Annotated in this window: 10 protein-coding genes; 6 read left to right on the forward strand and 4 right to left on the reverse strand. The window is 44.5% G+C overall.

What is annotated here, in order from left to right; genetic code table 11:
* Together ACO0KZ_RS06365 and ACO0KZ_RS06370 are read left to right on the forward strand one after the other, a co-directional pair.
* Positions 1–2,834, forward strand: a 2,834-nt coding sequence (locus ACO0KZ_RS06365) for a type I secretion C-terminal target domain-containing protein (protein ID WP_422993908.1), incomplete at its 5' end; no start/stop codon positions are given.
* Between the two features lie 454 nt (positions 2,835–3,288).
* Positions 3,289–8,061 (forward strand): tetratricopeptide repeat protein, encoded by a 4,773-nt coding sequence (locus ACO0KZ_RS06370; protein WP_422993910.1) that lies wholly within the window; start codon positions 3,289–3,291, stop codon positions 8,059–8,061.
* Between the two features lie 289 nt (positions 8,062–8,350).
* Here the strand turns inward: ACO0KZ_RS06370 and ACO0KZ_RS06375 are convergent, their stop codons facing one another.
* The 4 genes from ACO0KZ_RS06375 to hemL form a co-directional block, all read right to left on the reverse strand.
* Positions 8,351–10,276 (reverse strand): bifunctional diguanylate cyclase/phosphodiesterase, encoded by a 1,926-nt coding sequence (locus ACO0KZ_RS06375; protein WP_422993912.1) that lies wholly within the window; start codon positions 10,274–10,276, stop codon positions 8,351–8,353.
* Positions 10,277–10,367: 91 nt separating this feature from the next.
* Entirely contained in the window at positions 10,368–11,060 is a 693-nt protein-coding gene (locus ACO0KZ_RS06380) for a transglutaminase-like cysteine peptidase (RefSeq protein ID WP_422993914.1), read from the reverse strand.
* Positions 11,061–11,287: 227 nt separating this feature from the next.
* Positions 11,288–13,159, reverse strand: coding sequence for a TolC family outer membrane protein (locus ACO0KZ_RS06385; RefSeq protein ID WP_422993916.1), 1,872 nt, complete (start codon positions 13,157–13,159; stop codon positions 11,288–11,290).
* Between the two features lie 151 nt (positions 13,160–13,310).
* Entirely contained in the window at positions 13,311–14,597 is a 1,287-nt protein-coding gene (gene hemL / locus ACO0KZ_RS06390) for a glutamate-1-semialdehyde 2,1-aminomutase (protein ID WP_422993918.1), read from the reverse strand.
* A 302-nt stretch (positions 14,598–14,899) separates the two neighbouring features.
* On the opposite strand from hemL, the gene ACO0KZ_RS06395 reads away from it, so the two are divergent.
* The 4 genes from ACO0KZ_RS06395 (at position 14,900) to ACO0KZ_RS06410 (ending at position 16,718) form a co-directional block, all read left to right on the forward strand.
* Complete coding sequence (locus tag ACO0KZ_RS06395) at positions 14,900–15,070, forward strand: rubredoxin (RefSeq protein WP_422993920.1); 171 nt, start codon at positions 14,900–14,902, stop codon at positions 15,068–15,070.
* Between the two features lie 204 nt (positions 15,071–15,274).
* Positions 15,275–15,676, forward strand: coding sequence for a response regulator (locus tag ACO0KZ_RS06400; protein ID WP_422993922.1), 402 nt, complete (start codon positions 15,275–15,277; stop codon positions 15,674–15,676).
* Positions 15,677–15,740: 64 nt separating this feature from the next.
* On the forward strand, positions 15,741–16,106 hold the full coding sequence (locus ACO0KZ_RS06405) for a response regulator (RefSeq protein WP_314858805.1): 366 nt from the start codon (positions 15,741–15,743) through the stop codon (positions 16,104–16,106).
* 12 nt (positions 16,107–16,118) lie between these two features.
* Entirely contained in the window at positions 16,119–16,718 is a 600-nt protein-coding gene (locus ACO0KZ_RS06410) for a chemotaxis protein CheW (protein ID WP_422993925.1), read from the forward strand.
* Positions 16,719–16,933: the final 215 nt, after the last annotated feature.

Here is a 16,933-nt window from a genome sequence, read left to right on the forward strand (position 1 = left end):
AAGGTGCAAACTTAGTCTATACGGTCAGTTTGTCGGCAGCGACCAACGGACTGACTACGTATGCGTACACGCTCGGTGGCGGCAGCGCGACCGCGAGCAGTGATTACAACACGACCCCGGTGTTCAGTAATGGCGTCACCTTGGTCGGTGGTAATGTGATTGTACCGAGTGGTGTGACGGCCTTTACGGTTACCGTGAGCACGATCGACGACACCATTGTTGATTCTGCGACACCGGAAACACTGCCATTAGTTGTTGGCGGCGCGACGGGTATAGGCGGTATTCTCGATAATGAAAAGCCGACCATTACATCAGTGGAACCTGGTGCGCCAGGTAGTGGTGATAATAATGTGTTTGAAGGAACGAACTTGGTCTATACCGTCAGTCTGTCGGCAGCGACGAACACGGCGACGACCTACGCCTATAGTTTGGGTGGTGGCAGTGCAACGGCGACCAGCGATTACAACACGACCCCGGTCTTCTCCAATGGTGTCACGCTCTCGGGCGGCAATGTGATTGTACCGAGTGGTGTCACTAGCTTTACCGTCACCGTGACCACGATTGATGACACCGTCATTGATTCGGCTTCACCAGAGACATTGCCATTAGTTATTGGCACAGTCACGGGCATAGGTGGAATTTTGGACAATGAACCTTCGATCACAAGCGCCGCATCTGTGACAGGTACAGAGGACACAAATTACATCTTCACATGGGCTAATTTTAACGTTGTTGACCCTGATACACCACTTACTGGTTTATCGATACGCGTCATCAATCCTGCTATCGCAACTGATGGTGTGCTTCAATTCTCAACGAACGGATCTACCTGGAGCCCTGTCACGGCCAATCAATTGATCAGCTATACCACCATTAACAACGGATGGTTGAGATTTGTTCCCGACCTAAATGAATCAGGAATAAATGTATTTGGTGGTTCAGGGGTTGGCAATAAGCAAGCGGACTATGCCAATTTTACTTATCAGGCTACCGATGGTACTTCGAGTACTGCCATCGTGACCGCCAAGATTGACATCACGCCAGTGGCAGACGGGCCGACTTTGTTAGTGAAGAATGATGGTAGTCTTTTGTTCACGACCAGTTGGGAGCAAGCTGGGACAGGCACGCCTGATTTGCCAGCGTCAAATCCGCTTGCGAAGGATGGGACTTCTACTTCGTATACAAGTACAACGTTTGCTGGCGATACAAGTGGCAGCGGTGTGTGGACAAGGGTGGATGGCGCTACGGCTGGGGTTTATACTCCAGCTACTGGTGGCGTTAACTCATTTGAATTTTGGCAAACGGGAGACACGCCAGCTTCCCCAACGAATGGCGTCTCTGCAGCGGCGAAGGCTTCTCCGGGTAATGGAAATTGGTGGTTGGAGCTGAACGATTCGACTGCTAATGGATTGGTTCAAACTATCGGTATCGAACGAACTGTCGCCACTCAAGCAGGATTGGTGTATGACCTTTCGTTGGACTACGCCGGACGTAATGGATACGGTGTTGCCTACACTAACTTGACGGTATTGGTGGACGGTGTGCAGATTGGTTCTTATGCAGGCACTAGTCCAGAAACATCTTTGGATTGGAGTAATCTCCGTTTTAGCTTCGTCGGAGATGGGAATAATCATACTATTCGACTTATTACAAATCCAACGACTGTCGATGGCGGTGGTCGCGGTGCCATGATTGATGATATTAATCTCCGTAGTGTTCAAGGCGCGATTCATGGCGCTTCGGCCTCAGCTACCACCTCAATTGCGCTGAAAAACTACGTTACTACAACGTTTAGCGATACGGATGGTTCTGAAACGCAGACCATTACATTTAATAACGTTCCAACAGGTGCAACAATAAATGGCGTTGCCGCAGTTGGCGGAAGTGTCACGATCCCAGCATCTGCCTTGGCGACAGCAAATATTGTTCTGCCTTCTACATTTATTGGTAGTTTTACGATGGCAGTTGTTGCTACAGCACAGGAGCCAAACGGTAGTATAGCCACTACTTCTGGTAACCTGACCTTGGAAGTACTACCAAATGGGGTGTTAGTGACTGGATTGGTGGAGGCACCGCCACCTATGGCATTCCTGAGTGCTCCCGCCGCGAGTTTGTTTGATGTGAATGGAACCGCTGAGCACACTGTTAGTACAAGTGAGCAGAATCAAGGCAAGCTTGATTCGCACGTCACGCCAGATGCGACAATGACCAATGGTCCTGTCAGCATCGGCGGCGTCAGTGCTTCAATCTCGCCTACAGCCGACGTTGCTGCTTCCACCTCAATAGACTTGAATAAAACAGGTAGTCATGCTGATGATGTGATGGTTGGTGGTATTGGAAATGATAGTTTGTTTGGCGCGAATGGTAATGATAAGTTGTATGGTGGCCCAGGCAATGATCAATTGCATGGCGAAAAAGGTGACGATACTCTGGTCGGTAACATTGGCAGTGATGTCTTAACTGGTGGCGGTGGTGCTGACGTATTTAAATGGAATTTCGGGGATCAGGGCGTAGTTGGTGCACCCGCTAAAGATGTTGTCACCGATTTTAATATTGCAGCGACGGGCTCTGAGGCGGATGTCTTGGATTTACGTGATCTTTTACAAGGAGAGACACATAGCGCCGATGGTGGTAACCTCGCGCAGTATCTGCATTTTGTTAAAGTTGGTGAAAACACTGAGGTTCATGTCAGTAGTTCTGGGGCATTTGCCAATGGTTGGAGCGCTGGCAAAGACGATCAAATAATTACCTTGATAAACGTCACCTTAAATGGAACTAACGATACTGCGATCATTAACGACTTGATCAATAAAGGTAAGCTTATTGTTGATTGATTTTAAATAGTACTTTGGGAGTAGAAAAAGTGACCCGAATACGGGTCACTTTTTTTGTGTTTGATGCTTAGTGTGCAACCCGCTTTAGTATAGTTAAGCAAATTATTTCGGACAGCAGTTGGACTTGATCCAGCATGGCGTAAATGGGTGTATACATACTATATTGCTGTGCAAGACATGATTGGAAATGAGTCCGAAAATGCTCAGCGATGCTATGATTGCGCTCATATCTCCGGTAGTTCCCATTGCTTATTGGTAAACGTAGAATTTATTTAGAAACGTTACAGCGCCGCTGCCTCGTCTTTCACCATTAACATAAGCCATGTTTTGCGAGTCTGTTAGTAGTAATTTTATGGAAGTTTTACATTGAATAAATTTGTTCGTCAGCAATTCACATCGTTATATTTTGATTCACAGGCTTTTGTGCCCCCCAATTTTTGCTAACAGAAAATTTATGCAAGAAAAAACGTCAAAAACGCAACAGGGTCCGCGCGCGCAAGTCAATGACGATTCGATTCAGCAAGCACTAAGATCGCACCAGGCCGGTAAGTTGGCAGAAGCGGCAGATCTCTATCAGCGCTTACTACTAAAATTTCCCGAGGACGTTGAAGTACTTACATTGCTAGCATCGTTGCGCATGCAAGAAGGACTGCTAGATGTTAGTGAAGCACTCTTTAAACAAGCGTTAAACATTGACAAGAAGTACCTGCTAGCACAGCACAATTATGCGATGTTGCTGAAACGATTAGAGCGCTTTGAGCAAGCGCTCGCTCATTTCGATGCTGTAATTCTGCTTAATCCACAGTACGAGGTGGCGTACAAGAATCGAGACGATTTACTTATTCTTATGAAGCGCAAGTCAGATGCTATCGATGCTTTGTATTCAGCACTTGACTACGTACCTGAATCCATTGATTTGAGGTTGAATCTCTCTAAGTATTTACATGAAGATAATCGTTCAGATGAAGCGCTTGTCGTGATTAACCGCGCCTTGGAATTGCAGCCAGATCGCGCTGTTCTGTACAACGCGCGCGGCTGTTTTCTTTCAAAATTAGGACGAACAGAGCAGGCCATTGCTGATTTCCATTTCGCGCTAAAATATGAACCTCTGGACGCAGCAGCACACAACAATCTTGCAATTATCTACCGATCGCAACATCGTTTTGATGAAGCAATTGCAGAACACGATGCCATCGTAAAATTGGGTAAGGAAACGCGAATAATTGAAGCAAATAGAGGGAGATTGTATTTATTGCTCGGTCGTTTTCTAGAGGGTTGGTCGCTTTTCGAGTCTAGGATACATGTTTTCAAAAGTCTGTCGGCGGAACTCGCGCGATTTCCGAAGTGGCATGGGCAAGAATCATTAAAAGAGAAAGCAATACTCTTACATCCCGAGCAAGGCTATGGCGATACGATACAGTTTCTTCGTTACGCCAATTTAGTGGCGCAACAAAGTAGCAAGGTATATCTCGCTGTGCCCGAGCCCCTATTTGATTTGGTCGCAGGGAGCGTCGCGCAGTGGAGCCATGGACGCATTATTGAAGTCATCACTGACCTAAGTTCGACGTTGAATTTCCATTGGCAGACGCCACTAATGAGTTTACCTTTTGCTTTTAAGACGGAACTACACAACATTCCAATGGAAGTCCCTTATCTATTCGCTGATCGTGCCGCGATTGAAAAGTGGCGCGTAGTTCTAGGCCAGAAAACTAAACCAAGATTAGGTTTGGTCTGGTCGGGCTCGAATCAACATGGCAACGATATGAATAGGAGCATTCCATTAAGCGAATTCTCTGGGATTTTTAGTGCGGAATTGCTTGAGAAGTTTGAGCTGCACAGCCTAAAAAACGAGCTGGATGCAAGAGATGACTCTGTCTTATTAACATTACCGATACGTTCACACCACGCAGAGCTAGTAAATTTTACAGAAACTGCTGCGTTAATAGAAGCGATGGATCTCATCATCACGGTCGACACCAGTGTGGCTCATTTGGCTGGCGCATTGGGTAAACCTACTTGGATCTTGCTTCCTCACGTTCCGGATTTTAGATGGCTGTTGGAGCGTGAAGATAGCCCTTGGTATCCTAGCGTTAAATTGTTTCGACAAGTTGCCGAACAAGATTGGACGAGTGTATTTGTTGATGTCCGATCTCAGCTGCAGCATATCTCTTTTACGAAGGTAGAGGCGCTTCCTTTTTCGGCGCCGAAAGTGATCATGCAAGGAAATCAAAAAGACATCCATCGAATGGCAGTGCAGCAAGCTTTGTTTTTGCACCAGGCAGGTAATTTGGACAGTGCAAAACAAGCGTATCTTGAGCTTTTGCAGGCATATCCGAATAACGACGAAATTCTGACCCTGCTTGCGTCGTTGCATATGCAAGAAGACCGACTCGATCTCAGCGAAAGTCGGTTTGAAGAGAGCTTGCGAGCGAATACAAATAATCTCCTCGCACACCATAATTTTGCGATGTTGCTCAAAAAGTTAGGGCGAAACGTCGAGGCACTTGAGCATTTTAATCTGGCGATAGAGATTAATCCTGAGTATGAGACTGCCTATAAAAACCGCGATGACTTGCTGATTTTCCTTGGACGTCAGGCTGAAGCAATCATTTCGTTGCAGTGCGCAGTTAAATGTCTTCCACAAGCCTTCGATTTGTACCTGCGTTTATCCAAGCATTTGCGAGAACAAAAGCGATTTGATGAAGCGTTGTCGGTATTGGATCAAGCGCAGCTAATCAGACGAGATTACGCGCCACTTTACAATGCACGTGGAAGCGTACAATTAGAATTAAAGCAGGCGCATAAAGCCATACACGACTATCAAACTGCGACACAACTCAATCCCGAGTATGCTAAAGCCTTCGGTAATTTGGGCCTTGCGTATATGGCGACGAATCAGTTTAAGCACGCTTTAGACTCTTTTGATCGAGCCTTAATGCTCGATCCTAGCATGCAAGGAATGCCAAATAATCGCGCCAATGCACTACAAAATTTGCACCGCTTCGACGAGGCGCTTGCTGGATACGATGCTGCACTTGAACGAGTACCTAATGATACGATAGTCTTGGCAAATAAAGGCGTACTTTGTTTGCTGTTGGGGCGCTTTGATGAAGGGTGGCCACTGTATGAAGCGCGTTGGAAAAACCTTGCGCTAGCAATTCACCCAGAGGTTCTCGACTTCCCAGTTTGGATGGGGCAAGGTGATATTCAGGATAAAATTATTACGCTCCATCCTGAGCAGGGTTATGGCGACACCTTGCAGTTTTGTCGATACGCAGCCCTCGTCGCGCGCCTGTGTAAAAAAGTCTATCTCGTTGTAAATACACCATTGCTCAATTTGCTGTCCTATAGCATAGCGCAATGGAGTAATACAGAGAATATTGAAGTGATAGGACAAGGTGTTAACATTCCTAGTTTGCATCTTCAGACGCCATTATTGAGTTTGCCATTGGCGTTTAAAACGACGATAGACAATATTCCTTGTAATGTTCCGTATATTTTTTGCCGGCCGACTATGGCTCAGGAGTGGCTTCATTACCTTGGTCCAAAGTTGCGCCCAAGGATAGGTTTAGCGTGGGCAGGATCAAGCCAGCATACTAATAATGCCAACCGAAGTTTAGATTTATCAGAACTAGTTGACGTTCTGAGAAAAGAACTGCGATGTGAGCTTGATTTTCATTGCTTACAAAAAGAGCTATCGCCGAAAGATGAGCTTGATTTAGCGGCCTTATCGATTCATACGCATCAAAAGAAGTTAGGCGATTTTTCTGATACTGCGGCATTGGTTGAAGCGATGGACATTGTAATTACGGTCGATACCTCGATCGCACATTTAGCTGGAGGCTTGGGGAAAACGACTTGGGTGATGCTAGCTTATGTGCCAGATTTTAGGTGGTTACTTGAGCGCGAGGATAGCCCTTGGTACCCTAGCGCCAAATTGTTCAGACAGCATGCGACAGCTGATTGGAAGCCTGTTCTTACTAGTATCGCACTCGAATTGAATCAACTGTATGGGGCAGAAAAACCACGCAATCTAAAGGAGTCAAAGCGCGCTATCAGTTTAAATGATCGGGGCAATGAGTACGTAGAGCAGGGCTTGTATAAGCAAGCCATTGAATTTTTCAACCAAGCCTTAGCGATCAACCCGAATAACTCGAGGGCTCAAAATAATTTAGGTGTGGCATTGCAAAAAAATGGAGAGCCTGAAGCAGCGCTTATTCATTTTAATCGAGCCATTTCATTGGATCCTGGTTACGTCAGTCCAAACCTGAACAAAGCAATGCTGCTTTTGAGTCTCGGTGATTTTGCGGAGGGTTGGCGTCTATACGAGTGGCGTTGGAAGAATGCGCAATGGAAAAACTCGATACGTCATTTTAAGCAAGATTTATGGCTCGGTGATCAAGCAATACAAGGTAAAAAACTATTTGTTTATGCAGAACAAGGCATCGGTGATTGCCTACAATTTTCGCGTTTGATTAATGCACTTGTGGCATCCGGTGTTGAAGTGATTGCAGAAGTTCCGGAGTCAATTTTCTCTTTGATGCAAAGCGTCGATGCCAAAGTTTCTTGGCAAACTCAGGAGCAAACTCAGCGACAGATTCAAGAAGGAACATTGCCTGAATTCGATTATTATTGCCCGCTGCTTAGCTTGCCGCTGGCATTGCGTATAGAGATGGCTGAGCTTCCTCAGCAGATACCCTATTTGAGCGTAGACCTTTCCAAACAAACGATCTGGCATCAAAAGCTGGTATCAACCCATCGTCCAAAAATAGGAGTGGTTTGGAGCGGATCACGGCTGCACTTGAACGATAAAAATAGAAGCATTCCCTTCGAAACCTACGTCAAATTGATGCAAGTTGATTTGGATTTCTACGTGTTACAAAAAGAAACGTCGAAAAGAGAAGTAACTACATTCAAATTGATGCAGTCATTTGGAAAAAAAATTCACTGTCTGCAAACTGAGTTTTCTGATTTTTCCGATACAGCAGCGCTTATAAATGAACTAGATCTGGTTATCTCTGTTGATACTTCTGTCGCACACCTTGCGGGCGCATTGGGAAAACCTGTGTGGATACTGTTGCCCAAAAATTCCGATTTTAGATGGTTACTTGAGCGGGAAGACAGTCCGTGGTATCCAACCGCGAGATTGTTTCGTCAAACAAACGAGGGCGACTGGGATGAGGTGGTGAAACGTGTCCTCGGGGCTTTGCAGGAGAGGTTTTTTTGAGTGAGATTCTTTTACATTAGGCTTAGTGGAATAACCCAACTTTTGCCATTCAAAGAGTAATTAGTATCATTAAGTGGTCGTTAGACGATAGTGGCGTTGCGGGAGATGCACCCGTCGATATGTTGATGAATTTTGATCACTCATCCGCGAATGAAGGCGGAGGTATTTTAGATTCGCGCGATTTGTTATAAAGTTTTTGTATGAATAAAAAATAGCGGCAAAATTTGCCGCTATTTTTTTACCTCAAGAGAAACTTCAATAGTGATACTCGTAACTGAGTAACTATAAATTAGTGTGTCAAAGGAAATGCTCGACCGACTTCGGGCCCAGTAGCACCATCTAGCCCCAATTGTTTGACCATTTCTAACTCTGCTGCACTAGTCACACCTTCTGCGAAAACAGATAAAGCTAGTCGATGAACAATCACACAAATACCCTTAATGAAGGCTTGATTGGCTTCGTTTAGTTCAATATTTCTGACAAAGCCGCCATCGAGTTTGACATAGTTTAATTTTAAATCATGGATCAAATTTATCTTGTCGAATTGTCGTCCAAAATGCTCTAAACCAAGCTTACAGCCGGTACCTGAAATATCTTTATGGAAGGCACGGAAACCATCGATATTGGCGAAGGCACCGTTCTCTGGTATCTCCAGCCATAGCCTTTTACTCGCTTCTGGTTTGGCCTGAAGTAAGCTCTTTATTTGCATACGGAACGACGCACTTTGGGTTGATTGTGCTGAAATATTGACCGCAATCTCATCTTTTGAAGACGCCTTTTGCAATTCGTCGAGTGCAAGCTTGATCGCGATTAAATCGAGTTTTTCGGTAAGTCCTAAACGCTCCGCGATAGGCAAAAAACGTCCTGCGGGAAACCACTCACCACCAAACATTAAACGCAGCGCGGATTCTCTGTGGAGCAAGCGGCCATCCGATGATACGACAGGGAAGTAAGCGAGTTTGACCCAATTTTGCTCTATCGCTCGTAGAATTAATTTAGACCATTCTTCGGCGCTACGAGGTGCTTGTTCGATGTTTAAGGGAGCTGACTTACAAATGTTACTAATCCCATTTGCTTCTGCGCTCGCGAGTGCAGCATCGATTTGTGCTAGTAAACTTCCGGTACTTATTCCAAAGTCATAAGCGCCGTAGCCAATATAGACGGCGCAGCTTTCAGGCACAACCGCAAAGATAATGGCAATATCAGCTAATAGTTTTTGTGCAATCGGTTCCGCCTCTTTTTCTCTAAAAAGTAGCGCGAAGTCTGTACCATTTAAGCGAGCGGCAAAACCATCGGGTAATTGTTCTTGGTAATTGCGCAAAAGTTTTCCCAATTCTTTGAGTAAAGCTTCAGTTTTATTTCTACCCAAGGTCTTATTAGCTAGCGCCAAACCTTGTCCAGAAAGTTTGATCATCATTAGATTGCCTGCTGGTGCATTTTCCTCTTCTACTGCAACCTGGAGTTGCGCGACGAAATGTGAACGATTTGCGAGACCGGTCGCCGCATCAGAGTTGGCTTGTTGACGCAAGGCTTCAAGCCGCTCCGCTTCTGCCGAGAACATAGACTGCAGTAAGCCTACTGTTGAATTCATCGCAGTCGAAAGCTGTTTAAGTTCGGGGACAGTTGATTCTGGCGTAATGATGAAGCGGCGTTCGGTAATGCCTTGTGCCTGGGCTATCACTGCATTTAATGGTTTCTTTAAGCGACGTAAAACTAAAGCGCCCAGATAGCAAGCAATAAAGCCTGACAAAGCAAGTGCAGCAAACATTTCTTGCGCAGATTTCCAAAGGGTTTGGTAGGCGCCACTACTTTGACTCACCAATGCAATGGTTCCCAATTGTGTCCAACCGCTACTGATTTGCGCTTGGCCAGGCGTTGATTGAATTGGGAAAAGCTCCATAAACCAAGTAGGGACACCAGATTGTTCTGCGGGCGCTTTTTTTTCTACCAAAACTTTTCCGGCCGGATTTACCATCTTAATGGAAGCATAGTGACCATTGTCAAACAATGAACTGATGATGAGTTCAAGCTCAATTGGGTCGATATTTTTCTGACTTAAGGACAGCGCTAGTACTGTAGCGTTGTCTATATTTTTCATCTTTAACTGTTCGTTCAAATAAGCACGTGAACTCATGGTCGAGGCAAACAAGCTACCAACGAGTGCGATTAAAGTACTCAAGATAATGGCGAACCATAGTTGACGATACATCGACATAGTCTTTCCTTTGAAAATTTTTGATACTAATTACTGCAATTGCTTCTAAATAATTTGGATCAGCTAGCGCTACCTGATGACTTGGAAAAATCTACTCAAATCCTTCTTTACGAGCCCGTTCCAATAAATCTTGCCAACGTGACAGACGGCTGGTGCCACCTGGGCCAGGCGCTGAGTTGCTGGCAGAACCAGCAAAAATACCTAAGGCATTAAAACTAAATATTGGGCTAAGATCAGTCCGACGCGAAGCTGGTCTTATGTCAGTAATCAAATTATCGAGAATTAACGGTTCGCCGTCTGCGGAAGGATAAAATGCCAGCACCATATGCGCTTGGGTCACACTGCTATTGGGACCGCCGATACGAGCTTTGACATACACTAAACGCAATTGTGAATCAGGGATATTTAAACTTCTTAAACTAAAATACTTGGCGATGACATAGTCTTCACAATCCCCTTTGCCTTTGGATAAACTCTCCAATGGCGTTGCCCAATAATCTGATTGTCCCCACAGCTCTATGTCTTCGGTATAGATGAGTTTCCGATTGAAAAATTGATTCACCTTTTGTAGCTTATTGTCCAAAGAAGCTTCGTTCAGACTAGAGAGGAGATTACTCCAATCGTTAAATGCTTGTTCATTGTTGCTCAGGGTACGAAAACTTATTCTTAACTTGTCCCAATTTAGGCCATACGTAAGCGGCGTTAATACCAATGCTGCGACAACTAAAATTGTCGATAAAGCACGGCCTCGACCTAGTCGATGATGGGAAAACGTTATGGACAATTTGAACTCTACCCTGAGGGCAAATAAGCTTCTGTGAACTATTCTTCAAGATTAACAAAAATTGCGGTACAAGCGATTAATTTTTAAGTTGTTAGGATCATTTTACAAGAAAAAATGCTTCCCTAGAGAAACATACGACGTTAAGCTCATTATTGATGTAAGTTTTTTTTTCGTACAAAAAAGCCCGCAACAAACGGCGGGCTTTTGAGATTATGTTTAAAGTATTATTACCATTGTTTGGCTTTTGGGCCAGACACTAACTCATTCACAATCTGCCACTTACCGTTTACTTCTTCCCAATACAAAGTTTTTTGCAAATTGTCTTGGTAGTTCGTTGAGCGATAGTCTTGCTGGAAACTGGTTGTCGCATGCTTTGCGTCCTGCATACTGAATTTAATGTCAGATAAATCCAAAGTGATTTTCTCTGCATTCAGCAGGCGCGCCCGTCTTGCTGATTTCCAAGATTCACGGGACGTATAGTTCTTTGCGTAGAACTCAAAATACGCATCAGGACTACGTCCTACCCACGCTTCGCGCCATCCTTTCAGTGCATTCAAGATCGACATCCGAGCGTTGTTAGCACTATCAGCAACGGCAGTTGCAACTGGAGCTTGCTTGTTTGGTGTATTGTCAGTTTGAGCTTGCGCTTGCACTATCGGTTTGTTTGCTTCTGTGAAATTGATACCTTCCAGAGCCCGTTTGTCCAAGGCCGCCTTATTGATGACATAAATCTCTGGTGACTCGATCGGACAATTGGCAGATGCTTCGTCAGCTTTGACGTCAAGCATTTTCAATGTGCCAGAACCGTCATCACGACGTGTCAAACCAAGTGCAGCATGCAATTTGCCCATGCCTGCATGGGTGCGGGCATAGGATAAAAACAGGTCAACCTCTGCGTTTGTAAATGAACGTTTTGCTTGGAATAACTCGTTTTCTGTATCCAATAAATCTAGCAATGAACGTTGACCAATGTCAAATTGCTGACGGTACGCGTCACGTGCTTTTTCAATGGAAAGCTGGTGTTGATCAAGAAAGTTAAGCTGCTCAGTCAATTTACGTGTGTCGTTATAGGCAATTGCCAATACTTGGCGTATGTCACGACAAGTCTTATCACGTAAATCTTTAGCGATATTCACTTGATTTGCTGCTTCTTGTACTCGCGCTTTATCGCTACCGCCATTGAACAAGTTCCAGGTCATGACGATTTCTGCGGAATTGTTGTTGGTGCGCCCAGTCAAGTAGTTAATATTATTCGCACGCTCGCTGCGGGCTTTGAAATCAAGACGAGGTTGGTAGGCTGAACGACGTGAGTCCAATCCACTATTGACCGACGAAATATTTTCGATACTGGCCAGCAAAGCAGGGTGGGTCGTGAACGCAGTATGTAAGGCAGAAGTAATGGAGTTTGGCATCGCATTGGAAAAGATGTTCAGGCTTTCAAGATCTTTACCTGGCATTACACCAACCAGCCTTTGGAATCGGGCGCTGACATCGTGAAGATTTGAGATTTCTGTTACCAAGTTAGACTCAGCCAAGGCCAAACGTCCTGAGATTTGTTCCAGATCGACACGGCGACTTACGCCCGCTTTTGTTTTCGCCTGAATCTGTTCAAATACTGCACGGTGGCGTACATAATTGTCTTCCGATAAGGTGACCAGCTTACGGAAACGAACTACATCGGAATAGGCACGCACAACTTCGAGTGCAACAGCTTCAGATGTGTCTTGCAATTCGAAGAAGCGTACCCGCTTTAAATAATCAAGCTGCTTTACTTGGTTACTAGTCAAAAAACCGTCAAACAACATCTGATTTAAACTAAGCGCGGCAGAATTACGTGACAAGTCTGATTTGCCAAGACGTGTGTCGTGATTATCCTTTCCAGCATCAAGGCTTAAATTAATACTTGGCAAATACCCACCAAACGCCGCATCACGGCTAGAGCTCGTTGATTGAAAACTATGCCATTTTGCTTGTACTTCTGGATTACTCAGGATTGCCTGTTGGGCGGATTCTTTTAGTGTCTGTGTTTGCGCCTGAGCCCATAATGTTGTCGAAATTAAGCCGATGGAAAGACTGAGTTTTCTTAGGTTTAGTTGCATTTTTTTCTCGAAAGATCAAAGTAAGTGCGGCGAAAGATATCAGAAGCTTATCGGCTCGTATATTGAAAAATGTAGTTTTTGTTGGCTATTTTTCAAAAATTAACAGATTTGGAATTTACATGTAAATTGGTAAATTTTACTTATGTGATAATTATTTACATGCTAATTCTTGAAATGCTGTACGTGCCGCATTTATTGTCGTTTCTATCACTGCATCGTCATGTGCGGCAGAGACAAATCCTGCTTCGAATGCGGATGGAGCAAGATATATGCCATGATCTAACATTTTGTGGAAGAAAAGCTTGAACTGGTTTGCATCTGCCTTCATCACTTGCTCGAAAGTACTTGGCACTTCGTTGCAAAAGTAAAGTCCAAACATACCGCCTATAGAATCAGCACAAAAATCGAGACCACATTCTTTCGCAGCGGCATTTAAACCATCAACCAATTTTTGTGTTTGGCCCGTTAAATGCGAGTGAAAGTTGGGTCCTTGAATTAACTTCAACGTAGTCAGACCGGCGGCAACTGCGACGGGATTGCCCGACAAGGTTCCCGCTTGGTAGACCCCGCCCAAGGGAGCTAGGTGTCCCATGATATCGGCACGACCGCCGAAAGCAGCCACAGGCAAACCACCGCCTATCACTTTGCCTAGCGCGGTTAAGTCGGGCTTAATGTTGTACAAAGATTGAGCGCCACCCAAGGCAACTCGAAAACCACACATGACTTCATCGAAGATTAAAATGCTGCCGTGTTGTGTGCATAGACGGCGCATGGTTTGTAAAAAAGCGTCGGAGGCTTTAATTAAATTCATGTTGCCAGCTACGGGCTCTACAATGACACAAGCGATTTTGTCACCAAACTCTTGAAACGCCGATTCCAGTTGTTCGCAATTATTGTAATCCAGCACTAAAGTATGCTTAGTGAAGTCCTCTGGCACGCCTGCCGATGTGGGATTGCCGAAAGTTAAAAGACCACTGCCAGCTTTGACTAAAAGTGAATCGGCATGACCATGGTAGCAGCCTTCGAATTTGATGATTTTGTCACGCTTAGTAGCGCCGCGAGCAAGACGCAGCGCACTCATTGTCGCTTCTGTGCCACTCGAAACTAAGCGTACTTGTTCGATTGAGGGAACTAATTTACAAATTTCTTCGGCCATCAAAATTTCTGCTTCTGTCGGCGCCCCAAAACTAAGTCCTTGACTGGCTGCTTGCTGCACGGCTTGAATTACTTCAGGATGAGCATGGCCGAGAATCGCAGGCCCCCATGATCCAATATAGTCAATGTATCTTGTGTCATCAGCATCCCAAAAGTAGGCTCCAAGCGCTTTTTTGATAAAGCGAGGTGTGCCGCCCACAGAGCGGAAAGCACGTACGGGTGAGTTGACACCGCCCGGTGTAGTAATTTGTGCTCTTTGGAATAAAGTTTCGTTTAATGACATATAAATTGTTCAAAAAATACAATTAGAGGGATTTAACTACAAAGCTCGGTTCACGCGAGTGGATGATGAAGATTTACTATCTATCTAAAGCCGCGCAGTGTAAATTAAATAGCAAACGCAGCAAAACTGAAATGCAATTGCGGGATTTATAATGAATTTTGTGGAATAAAAAACGAAGATTGATTATCCTTTCGCGTTTTATCTCTCAACGACTATGTTGTGCGCTAATATATTCACGAATTTGTGCGCGTGATAATACCTCAAGCCATGGTTAAAGTCGTTATCTAAAAGGAATTTATTTCGTGGAATACAAGACATTAATGTGTTTAATTTGCGGCTGGATCTATGACGAAGCGCAAGGTTCGCCACAAGATGGCATCGCGGCGGGTACGAAATGGGAGGATGTGCCGCTAAATTGGACTTGTCCTGAATGTGGTGCACGTAAAGATGATTTTGATATGGTGCCGGTGTAAACACTCTACTAATGATCTTCAATGTAGATATTGAATATAACGATAGTTTGTTTACCTTAACTTGACCAAAGTTGGGCATTTTTTTCATTACGCTGTAGGAATTGTTGTTTCATGGTGAAGAAAGCCCGAAAAAGTTGCTTCAAGCTAGTTAAATTTTGTTAAAGTGCGATGTAGTAATAACTCTTTCCACTCCGAGAACGTCCCATGTCAAGCTCAATAGGCAATGAAAATTTAAGAATTATGGTGATTGATGACAGCAGTACCATTCGTCGATCTGCAGAAATCTTCTTGGGGCAAGTTGGTTACAAGGTGGTTTTGGCGGAAGACGGTTTCGATGCACTCGCTAAAATCAACGATACCCATCCACATCTTATCTTTTGTGACATCTTGATGCCGAGACTAGATGGCTATCAAACCTGCGCATTAATCAAAAAGAGTGCTAAATTTCGTGATACTCCAGTGATTATGTTGTCTTCGAAAGATGGGCTTTTTGATCGTGCGCGCGGTGCAATGGTTGGATCTGAGGAGTATTTAACCAAGCCTTTTACCAAAGATAGCTTGCTGAAAACAGTGCGTAAATACACATCTGAAGTGCATTCGAACTAAGGTTTTTAGCTCGTGCTTTCAATTTGTTTTAAATAAGTTTAAAAAATATTTTTCGAGGTCGAAAATGGCAATACAGAAAATTTTAATCGTCGATGATTCTCCAACCGAGCGTTATTTCTTAACGGATATACTTGTTAAGAACGGCTTCTCCGTATCGACTGCTGAAAATGGAGAGGATGCACTCACTAAAATTAAAGCAGATAAGCCTCAATTGATTTTGATGGATGTCGTCATGCCGGGCCAGAACGGCTTTCAGATTACTCGCGCGATTTCACGTGACCCAGACACGCAAGATGTCCCAGTCATCATTTGTACAAGTAAAAATCAGGAAACTGATCGTATTTGGGGCTTACGCCAAGGTGCACGGGATTATTTGGTTAAACCAATCGATCCACAAGAATTATTGGCAAAAATCGCGGCACTCGGTTAAACGAATTTAGCTATGACAGAGAACGCCATCGATAAAGTAGTATTTACTGAGCCGGAAGTCGCGGTATCTAAGTCAGTCGCCCGACGAGCTCGCTTACGCGATTTTCAAGCACAGCTAATGGAGCGTATGCAGGCTGCGAAAGCGGGCTCTCATGTGCGCGCAAATCAGCTGGGTGTCTTGATTGGTCGCACCCGTTATCTGATTGACTTGCGTGAGGCTGGCGAGATTGTTTCCTCTGGTAACCTGACTAAGGTGCCGCTGACTAAGACTTGGTATCTTGGGCTTTCCAATGTGCGCGGTAGTTTGACGAGTGTTATTGATTATTCCTTGTTTGAAGGTGGCGAGGCAACCAACCAAGATTCTTCCTGCAGGGTATTGGCTTTCTCAAATAGCTTGTCGTTTAACAGTGGATTATTAGTTTCTAAAGTTTTGGGCTTGCGCAACGCTGATGAAATGCAATTGATCGATGATAGCGAAGAGCTCGCTGCTCAAGGTGGAACTGCCAAGCCTTGGGTTTTAAATAGATTTATTGATGCAGATGGTCAAATTTGGTCACAATTAAGCCTCTCACTTTTGGTGCAAGACCCAGAGTTCTTGCACATTGGTTTGTAAATAAATATTGATGGATAAGTAATTAAAAGAAAGCCTAGCTTTTCAATCGTTTAGGAGATTTTGTAATGGCATTGAATACCCAACCACATTCGACTGAGGATCAAGAAGTCCAAGATCTAGACTTCGCGAATCAAGCTTCAGAAGCACCGACGCGTTCTATCGAGAGTGAGATTTTGCCAAGTGCAGCGATTGAAGAAGCGCAGAATGTTCGTATA

It is taken from the genome of Undibacterium sp. Di24W (assembly GCF_049340325.1).
Lineage (GTDB): Bacteria > Pseudomonadota > Gammaproteobacteria > Burkholderiales > Burkholderiaceae_D > Undibacterium.

Excerpts from the sequence above, each read along its gene's own strand:
- ACO0KZ_RS06370 (WP_422993910.1), top strand. The coding sequence starts at position 3,289 with ATGCAAGAAAAAACGTCAAAAACGCAACAGGGTCCGCGCGCGCAAGTC.
- ACO0KZ_RS06375 (WP_422993912.1), bottom strand. The coding sequence starts at position 10,276 with ATGTCGATGTATCGTCAACTATGGTTCGCCATTATCTTGAGTACTTTA.
- ACO0KZ_RS06385 (WP_422993916.1), bottom strand. The coding sequence starts at position 13,159 with ATGCAACTAAACCTAAGAAAACTCAGTCTTTCCATCGGCTTAATTTCG.
- hemL (WP_422993918.1), bottom strand. The coding sequence starts at position 14,597 with ATGTCATTAAACGAAACTTTATTCCAAAGAGCACAAATTACTACACCG.
- ACO0KZ_RS06400 (WP_422993922.1), top strand. The coding sequence starts at position 15,275 with ATGTCAAGCTCAATAGGCAATGAAAATTTAAGAATTATGGTGATTGAT.
- ACO0KZ_RS06405 (WP_314858805.1), top strand. The coding sequence starts at position 15,741 with ATGGCAATACAGAAAATTTTAATCGTCGATGATTCTCCAACCGAGCGT.
- ACO0KZ_RS06410 (WP_422993925.1), top strand. The coding sequence starts at position 16,119 with ATGACAGAGAACGCCATCGATAAAGTAGTATTTACTGAGCCGGAAGTC.